Source organism: Stenotrophomonas sp. 05L44_2, assembly GCF_056665995.1.
Genome location: NZ_JBFTNR010000070.1, coordinates 1 through 9,245, shown reverse-complemented (window position 1 = coordinate 9,245; position 9,245 = coordinate 1). Strand labels below are relative to the sequence as shown.

The window sequence follows — 9,245 nt, the reverse complement described above, 5'->3', positions numbered from 1 at the left end:
CCATGGGGTTCCTCCTTATGGAATCGTTGGCCTTCACAATAAATCAGTCTTGATGACTGGTCGCATTCAAAGTTTTAAACGAACCGATTGATGAACGCTATCGACAAAATGCCGCAGTCCCGCCAGCGCCAACAGCGTGCCGCCATCGACGGCGCCATGAGCCGCGACCGTGGACGATTGCTGGGAATGCTCTCGCGTTGCCAAGCCAAGCCACAGGATGCGGCGTTGGCCGCCAGTTTCGAGCAGGCCTTGCAGGTTTCGGTGCAGCGCCGCCACGCGCGGGCGCAACAACAGCCGGCCATTACTCTGGACCCACAGCTGCCGATTGCGCGTGAAGCCGAGACCATCACCCAGTTGATCCGCGACCACCAGGTGGTGGTGATCGCCGGTGAAACCGGCTCGGGCAAGACCACCCAGCTACCGAAGCTGTGCCTGGCCGCCGGCCGTGGCCAGGCCGGCATGATCGGCTGCACGCAGCCGCGCCGGATCGCCGCACGTGCGGTGGCCAGTCGTGTCGCGCAGGAACTGCAGAGTGAACTGGGCCAGCTGGTGGGCTACCAGGTGCGCTTCAACGACAAGGTCGGCGAAGACACCCGCATCAAGTTCATGACCGACGGCATCCTGCTGGCCGAAATCGCCAGTGATCGCTGGCTGTCGAACTACGACACGATCATCGTCGACGAAGCGCACGAACGCAGCCTCAACATCGACTTCCTGCTTGGCTATCTCAAGCAGCTGCTGCGCAAGCGCCCGGACCTGAAGCTGATCRTCACKTCGGCSACCATCGACRCCGAGCGCTTCGCCCAGCATTTCGACAATGCGCCGGTGATCAGCGTCGAAGGCCGTACCTATCCGGTGGAGGTGCGCTATCGCGCGCTGGAAGGCGAGGGCGAAGACCAGGGCGAACGCACGGTCAACGATGCGATCGTTGCGGCCATCGACGAAATCACCCGCCTGGATTCCCGTGGCGACGTGCTGATCTTCCTGCCGGGCGAGCGTGAGATCCGCGATGCACACCAGTCACTGGAGCGGCGCAAGTACCGCAGTACCGAAGTGCTGCCGCTGTACGCGCGGCTGTCCAACCAGGACCAGGACCGGGTGTTCAACCCCGGCCCGAACCGGCGCATCGTGCTGGCCACCAATGTGGCCGAGACCTCGTTGACGGTGCCGCGCATCCGTTATGTGGTCGACCCCGGTTTCGCCCGCGTCAAGCGTTACAGCCCGCGCAACAAGCTGGACCGGCTGCACATCGAGCCGATCTCGCAGGCCAGTGCCAACCAGCGCAAGGGCCGCTGTGGCCGCGTGGCCGAGGGCATCTGCTATCGCCTGTATGCCGAGGCCGATTTCCAGGCGCGGGCGGAGTTCACCGATCCGGAAATCCGTCGTTCCAGCCTGGCCGGGGTGATCCTGCGCATGCTGCAGCTTGGCCTGGGCCGCATCGAGGATTTCCCGTTCCTTGAGGCGCCGGATGAGCGGGCCGTCGCTGACGGTTGGCAGCATCTGACCGAGCTGGGGGCGATCGACAGCGAACGCCACCTGACCGCGATCGGCAAGCAGATGGCGCGCCTGCCGGTGGACGTGAAACTGGCGCGCATGCTGGTGGCGGCGCAGGCGGCAGGCTGCCTGCGACCGATGCTGGTGATCGCCTCGTTCCTGGGCATCCAGGATCCGCGCGAGCGGCCGCCCGAGGCGCGTGGCGCCGCCGACAACGCACACGCGCAGTTCGCCGATGGCCGCTCCGAGTTCGTCGGTGTGCTGCGTCTGTGGGACGCCTATCGCCAGTCCCATGAGGATCTGACCCAGTCCAAGCTGCGCGACTGGTGCGGCCGCCACTTCCTCGGCTTCCTGCGCATGCGTGAATGGCGCGAGCTGCATCGACAGCTGCGCCTGCTGTGCGAGGAACTGGGCTGGAAGGAAGAGGCCAACGAGGCATCGATGGCCCCGCTGCTGGCCCGCAGCAGTGCGCCGGCTCCGGCGCGCGATGATGCTGCTGCGGTGAAGGCGACCCGTGGCCAGCTGCACCGTGCTGCGCGCCTGGCCCGCGAGGGCAAGGCCGAAACGGCGCCCGCGCCGGTCGCTGCCCGTGCGCAGAAGGACCAGGCGCCCGACGGCGGTGGTTACAGCGAACGCGTTCGCGCCACGGCTTACCAGACCCTGCATCGGGCCCTGGTGGCGGGCCTGCCCACGCAGATCGGCCATCGCAGCGAGAAGGGTGATTTCCAGGCGCCGCGCCAACGCCGTTTCCTGCCATTCCCCGGTTCGACGCTGTCCAAGCGGCCGCCACCGTGGCTGCTGGCCGCCAACCTGCTGGATACGCAGAAGGTGTGGGGCATGACCCTGGCGGCGATCGAGCCGGACTGGGTGATCGCCGAACTGCCGCACCTGCTGCTGCGCAAGCACTTCGACCCGCATTGGTCGCGTGCGCAGGGCCAGGTGCTGGCCTCCGAGCAGATCAGCCTGTTCGGGCTGGTGCTGGCGCCGAAGAAGCCGGTGCATTACGGCCGCATCAACGCCGGCGAGGCGCATGACATCTTCGTGCGCCAGGCACTGGTGACCGGTGAGATCAACACCCGTGCCAGCTTCGTGGCCGACAACCAGAAGGTGCTGGAGCAGGCACGCGAGGAAGAAGCCAAGCTGCGCCGTGCCGGCATCGTTGCCGACGAGGACTGGCAGGCACGCTGGTACCTGGACCGGGTGCCGCCGCAGATCCATTCCGCGTCCGGGCTGGATGCGTGGTGGAAGGCGCTGCCGCCGGAACAACGCAAGGGCCTGCACTGGTCGTTGATGGATCTGCTGCCGGGCGAAGGCAGCGAGCAGGAGCGCTACCCGAAGTACCTGGCGTTGGGCCAGGCGCGGTTGCCGCTGCACTACCGCTTCGAACCGGGAGCCGACGATGACGGCGTGACCCTGGACGTGCCGCTGCACCTGCTCAATGCATTGGATGCGGTGCAGTTGGGATGGCTGGCGCCGGGTTTCGTTGCCGACAAGGCGGCGGCCTTGATCCGCAGCCTGCCCAAGGCAATGCGGCGCAACTACGTGCCGGCACCGGATTTCGCGCGCGCGTTCTACGAGGCCTTCCCGCAGCCCAGCGCGGACGCGATCACCGGCGAGCTGGCGCGCTTCCTGTCCCGCGCAACCGGGGCAACCGTGGCCGCTACCGATTTCGATCCCGGTTCAATCGAACCGCACCTGCACATGAACCTGCGCCTGCGCGATGAGCAGGGCAAGGTGCTGGCAACCTCGCGCGACCTCGATGTGCTGCGTGCGAAGTTCGGTGGCCGTGCCGGCGATGCGTTCGCCGCACGTGCCGGGCGCGAGATGGCGGCCGATGGCCTGCGCACGTTCCCGGCCTCGCCGATTCCGCTGCAGGTACCGGGCGAGGCCGGCGTGCCGGCCTATCCCGCGCTGAAGGATGAGGGTGACAGCGTTGCACTGCGCATCTTTGCTGATCGCCAACAGGCCGAGGAAGCACACCCGCTGGGCGTGCGTCGACTGCTGGAGATCGGCCTGGGCGAGAAGATCAAACAGGCACGCAAGCAGTTGCCGGTAGCAGCGAAAACCGGCCTGTTGTACGCCTCGATCGAAACCCAGGAACGCCTGCGTGGCGATCTGGTCGATGCGGCGCTGAATGCCGTGCTGGCCGACGGCCTGGGCGATATCCGCGATGCGGCGGCGTTCGAACAGCGTCGCGAGCACGCCGCAAAAACGCTGTTCGGCGAGGCCATGCAGCGGTTGAAGCTGGCCGAGACGATCCTTGCCCTGGTGGCCGAATTGAAGCCGATGCTGGAAGCACCGTTGATGGGCTGGGCGCGCGGCAATCTGGATGACATGGAAGCGCAGCTGGTTGGGCTGATCCATCCCGGCTTCCTGCGCGACACGCCGGCCGACGCCCTGGCGCAGTACCCGCGCTACCTGAAAGCGATGATCCTGCGCACCGAACGCGCCAAGCGCGATCCCCCGCGTGACCAGGCGCGCATGCTGGAACTGCACCCGTTCCTGGAGGCATTGCAGGTGGGCGAGCAGCAGGGCCTGCGCGAGCGGCCGCAGTGGCAGGCCTTGCGCTGGGATCTGGAGGAGCTGAGGGTATCGTTGTTCGCGCAGGAGCTGGGCGCACGCACCGGCGTTTCGGCGAAGAAGCTGGCGCAGCGGGTGACCGCACTGCGCCAGGCCTCGTAATCCCTGGGCTGGCCCCGCCGGGCACTGGCTGGCGGGGTCAAACGGAATGGCATCCACGCATGGCGTGGATCTACTGCGGGACGTGGCGCAGCAGGTTGCCGCCAAACGTTGGCTTGGCTCTACAGCAAAACCAGGCCGTTACTTGGTGCGGCGCACCTTGGGCTGGGTGTTCACGCCTTCGACCTTCAGGTACCACACGCCCATCACTCCGGGGCTGATGCTGACCTTCGGCGACTGCTTGCGTACGCCGGAAATCGAGGTGGCATCGGTCTGTTCCCACTGCTGGCCATTGTCCAGCACGTAGATCCGGCCCTTGCCGAAACCGCGGAACTCGCCCTGCAGCACGCCGCTGATCGGCTCGTTGCTGCCGAAGTCGAAGAAGCCGCGGTTCTTCACGATCACTTCCTGGCGGCCTTCCTCGCGCGCTTCTTCGCGCACCGCAGCGACGGCCTCGGTGGTGGCGGCTTCAACCTTGCCCTGCAGCCAGCGGTTCAGCGTGGCCAGCTCGGCGGCATTGAGCTTGTCCAGGCCAGCGGCCTTGAATTCGGCCGGTGACATCTGCTGCTGCAGGTCACCCTGCACCACGCGCTGGGCCAGCGCAGGCGTCGACAGGGACAGCAGCACGGCGGCACAGGCCAGCAGGCGAGGGCGGAAAGGCAGGGTGATCGAAGGCATGGCGGAACTCTCCCGTGGATGTCGGCGAGTGTAGCGGCATGTCCACATTCCCGGCGATGCTGGCCGCGGCGATTGTTCCTGAACGGCTGCGGCGCTAGTGTAGGGGCTTCTGTCTTGCCTGCTCGATGCTGTGAACCGCGCTTCCGTCCCCGGCCTGGATGCCTTGTTGAACCGCCCCTCGGCAGCCGTGCTGCCGGCTCCGCTGCGCCAGGCCCTGCGCGGGTATTGGGAAGCGCCCGACTGCGACCCGCAGATGCGTGCCAGCTGGTCGGTGCTGGGCGATACCCTGGACGCGCTCGCGATGCTCTCGGCAGACGAGGGCGCCGTGGTGGCGGCCCTGCTGTTCGATCTGCCGGGCCTGCGCGTCCACCTTGATGCATTGCCGCTGGGCAGCCACAAAGCGGCGGTGATCGGCCTGCTCGATGGACAGGACGCGGCCGATCCCGTCTGGGCACTGCATGCCGGTCGCGAGGCCGGCCGCAACAGCGAAGGCCTGCGCCGGTTGCTGCTGGCGATCATCCGCGACCTGCGGGTGGTACCGATCCTGCTGGCCCGGCAGCTGGCGCGCATGCGCGCGGCCGACAAGCTCGAAGAGGAGCAGCGCCGCGCGCTGGCCCAGTTGACCCGCGACATCCATGCGCCGCTGGCCAACCGGCTCGGCATCTGGCAGTTGAAGTGGGAGCTGGAAGACCTGGCCTTCCGTCACCTGGAGCCGGAAACCTACCGGCGCATCGCGCGTGAGGTCGACGAAACCCGCATCGCCCGCGAGCGCTACGTCGAGAATGTGAAGAAGGTGCTGTCGCGCGAACTGGGCGTGCAGGGCATCCGCGCCGAGGTCAGCGGCCGCCCCAAGCACATCTACAGCATCTGGCGGAAGATGCAGAAGAAGCGCCTGGCCTTCGACCAGCTGTATGACATCCGAGCGGTACGGGTGATGGTCGACGACGTCGCCGCCTGCTACGCCGCGCTCGGCGTGGTGCATGCGCTGTGGGCACCGGTGCCGAGCGAGTTCGACGATTACATCGCCCGGCCCAAGGCCAACGATTACCGCTCGCTGCACACGGCGGTGGTTGGCCCGGAAGGGCGCACCATCGAAGTGCAGATCCGCACCCACGACATGCACGCGCAGGCCGAGCTGGGCGTGGCCGCGCACTGGAAGTACAAGGAAGGCGGCAAGGGCGCGGAGAAGTCGTTCGATCGCAAGATCACCTGGATGCGGCAGCTGCTGGAGCAGGCGCAGGACGGGCAGGGCAATGAACTGGCCGGGGCGCTTGATGCCGAGCTGACCGAAGACCGTGTCTACGCGCTGACCCCGAAGGACGAGGTGCTGGACCTGCCGCAGGGCGCAACACCGCTGGATTTTGCCTACCAGGTGCACACCATGGTCGGACACCGCTGCCGTGGGGCCAAGGTCAACGGCCGCATCGTGCCGTTGACCTACCGCCTGCGCAGCGGGGATCGCGTCGAGATCCTCACCGGCAAGGAGGCCGACCCGCGCCGCGACTGGCTGATGCCGGCCAACGGCTTCCTGGCCAGCAACCGCTCGCGCGAGAAGGTGCGCAGCTGGTTCCACAAGCTGGACCGTGCGCGCAACGTGCAGGCGGGGCGCGAGCTGCTGGAGCGCGAACTGAAGCGGCTGGGCCTGCAGCATTCGGACCTGTCCGCGGCGGCGAAGAAGTTCCACGCCGACAGCGTCGACGACCTGTACATCCAGGTTGCCCTGGGCGATACCGGCCCCAACCAGGTCAGCCGTTCGCTGCTGGAGGCCGAGCGTGCGGCCAGCCAGCCGGCGCCGACGTCGGCCTTGCCGCGGCCGACCGCGCGCCGCGAGAACCTGGGCAAGTCCAAGTTCACCGTACAGGGCGTGGGCAACCTGCTGGTGCAGCTGGCGCGTTGCTGCCAGCCGGTGGCGGGTGAACCGATCGTCGGCTACCTGACCCGTAGCCGTGGTGTCACGGTACATCGTGCAGACTGCGTGGCATTGGCACGGCTGGCTGCGACCAGCCCGCAGCGGATCCTGCCGGTGGAATGGGGCCAGGCCGGCGGTGGCTATGAAGTGGACGTGGTGGTCGACGCGGTCGACCGCCGCTGGCTGCTGAAGGACATCACCAACCTGATCGCACAGGAAGACGCCTACGTGCTGGACATCCACAGCGACAACGTCCGCAACAGTGGCCGCGCGCATCTGCGCCTGCGGTTGAAGGTCAGCGACTACGGCCAGTTGTCGACTCTGCTGGGCAAGCTCGATGCGTTGCCGGGCGTGAGCGAGGCGCGTCGTCTGGGCTGAGCTTCACGCTGCCCCGGCTACCCTGCACGCATGGAACGCGAGCCCCCGCATCGTTCACACGGCGCCGCACATCCGGCGCTGGATCGCGTTCGCCGTGAAAGCCGCTGGTGGTGGCTGCAGGCGCGCCACGCACGACGGGTGTGGCGTTGGGCATTGCTGGCTGCCGCAGCCGTGTTCGTGCTGCTGGTACTGGTGCGCAAACCGCTGGCGGACTGGTTCTGGGATGAGCCACAGATAGAACAGCTGCTGGCCGAGGGCGATCGCGCAGTGAGCGAAGGACGCCTGACCGCGGCCGACGGCAGCGGCGCGCGTGAACGCTACCAGGCGGTGCTGGCCCTTGATGGCGACCGCCCGCAGGCGCGACAGGGCCTGGCCCGCACCGGCGCGGCAGCGTTGCAGCAGTCGCGTGAGCGGCTGCAGGCGGGCGACCTGGACGGCTGCGCGCAGGCGCTGGCGTTGGCACGTGAGCTGCAGGTGCCGCGCGCCGAGGCAGATGCGGTGGCCCAGCAGCTGCAGGCGCGTCGTCGCGCCGGTGCTGGCATCGGTGCATTGCTTGCGCAGGCCCGCAATGCCTTTGCAGCGGGGCGGCTGGACGACGGCGACAGCAGCGCGCTGCCGTTGTTCCAGCGCGTGCTGGCACTGCAGCCGGACAACCTGCCTGCACTGGAAGGTCGCGAGGATGCATTGAGCGATCTGCTGCAGCAGGCGCGTGCACAGGCCGCACGCGGTGAACTGGCCACGGGGGCAGCGATCCTGCAGCGCGCACGCCAGTTCGATCCAGGTCATTCCGAACTTCCTGCCAGCCAGGAAGCGCTGGCCCGTGCAATCGACCAGCGCCTGCAGCAGGGGCATCGCGCGCTCAAACGGCAGCAGCTCGAGACGGCTGCGGATAGCTTCCAGGCGGTGCTGGCGGTCACCGCCGATGATCCTACGGCACTGCGTGGGCGTGAGCAGACCGTGCAGGCGTTGCTGGCGCGCAGCCAGAAGCGGGCCGACGACTTCCAGTTCGAGGCGGCCGACAAGGATGCCGCGCTGGCCGCGGGGCTGGGTGCCTCGCAGGCAGCGCAGCAGCAGCTTGCACAGCGCCTGCAGCGTGCGCGGCAGGCGCGCCAGTCGTTGCAGCAGCCGGGTATCAGCACGGCCCAGCGTGAGCGCCAGCTGCGTGATCGGTTGCGCCAGATCGACCGCGCCGAGCGTGCCGGGCAGTGGATCAGCCCTCCCGGCCACAGCGCCTTCGATGCGCTGCGCGAAGCGCAGGCACTGGCGCCGCGCGACAGCCGGGTCAAGGCAGCGGCAGCACGGCTGCTGCCCGCCAGCCGGTCCTGTTTTGATGACAACCTGCGGCAGAACCGGGTGCAGGCTGCGGGCGCCTGCCTGCAGGCCTGGCAGACCCTGGCGCCGACCGCCACAGGGTTGCCCGATGCGCGTGCCCGCCTGGCACAACGCTGGCTGGCGATCGGCAGCGAACGGCTGGGTCGCGGTGATGTGGCTTTTGCCGAACGTGCACTGGAACAGGCGAACCAGCTGGGTGCCGGTCCGGCCACCGCCGAATACCAGCAGTTGCAGGAGCGGCTGCGCGACATCGGTAGCGTGCCGCCGTGACCCGATGGATCGCGTTGACGCAGCTATAGTAATGGCCCCCTGTTGCCTTGCCCTGGATAGTAGATGACCGTTCTTGTTTCCGGCGCGACCAGCCAGATCGGTCGTTACCTGTTGCCACGGCTGGTCCAGGCCGGCATGGACGTGCAGGCGGTAAGCCGACGTCCACAGGCGGAGCAGCCAGGAGTGCAGTGGCTGGGCGGCGACCTTTACGATGCACTTGACCAGAGTGGCCCGCACGCTTGGCAGGCCATTGCCAGCTCCAGCCCGATGGAGCTCTGGGCGGAATGGCTTTCCCGGCAGACGGTGGCACCGGCGCCCCGGATCATCGTCACCAGTTCGATGAGCGTGCTCACCAAGCAGGAATCGGCGCAGGCCGATGAGCAGGATGTGGTTGCAATGCTGCAGCGCGGGGAACGGGGGCTGATTGCGCAGGCCGAGCGTCTTGGCATGGAGTGGACGATCCTGCGGCCGACGCTGATCTACGGTGCCGGCATCGATCGCAGCA

Annotated in this window: 5 protein-coding genes; 4 read left to right on the top strand and 1 reads right to left on the bottom strand. The window is 67.7% G+C overall.

Going from position 1 to position 9,245, the window contains the following annotated elements; translation table 11 throughout:
* The first annotated feature begins 90 nt into the window (after positions 1 to 90).
* Positions 91 to 4,176 (top strand): ATP-dependent RNA helicase HrpA, encoded by a 4,086-nt coding sequence (gene hrpA / locus AC1VAN_RS04065; RefSeq protein WP_480985314.1) that lies wholly within the window; start codon positions 91 to 93, stop codon positions 4,174 to 4,176.
* Between the two features lie 138 nt (positions 4,177 to 4,314).
* Here hrpA and AC1VAN_RS04060 read toward each other — a convergent pair whose 3' ends face one another.
* Positions 4,315 to 4,851 carry a hypothetical protein gene (locus tag AC1VAN_RS04060; RefSeq protein WP_025879372.1) on the bottom strand — a complete coding sequence of 179 codons (537 nt, stop codon included), beginning with the start codon at positions 4,849 to 4,851 and terminating at the stop codon, positions 4,315 to 4,317.
* A gap of 130 nt (positions 4,852 to 4,981) precedes the next feature.
* Between AC1VAN_RS04060 and AC1VAN_RS04055 the strand changes: the two genes are divergently transcribed.
* The 3 genes from AC1VAN_RS04055 to AC1VAN_RS04045 all read left to right on the top strand — a co-directional run.
* The gene (locus tag AC1VAN_RS04055) at positions 4,982 to 7,138 is read left to right on the top strand and encodes a bifunctional (p)ppGpp synthetase/guanosine-3',5'-bis(diphosphate) 3'-pyrophosphohydrolase (protein ID WP_032974983.1); all 2,157 of its coding nucleotides are present in this window, start codon (positions 4,982 to 4,984) and stop codon (positions 7,136 to 7,138) included.
* Between the two features lie 30 nt (positions 7,139 to 7,168).
* The gene (locus tag AC1VAN_RS04050; protein ID WP_442252304.1) at positions 7,169 to 8,740 is read left to right on the top strand and encodes a hypothetical protein; all 1,572 of its coding nucleotides are present in this window, start codon (positions 7,169 to 7,171) and stop codon (positions 8,738 to 8,740) included.
* A 63-nt stretch (positions 8,741 to 8,803) separates the two neighbouring features.
* Positions 8,804 to 9,245 (top strand): NAD-dependent epimerase/dehydratase family protein (locus AC1VAN_RS04045; RefSeq protein ID WP_480985313.1); only part of this gene is annotated, 442 nt, incomplete at its 3' end.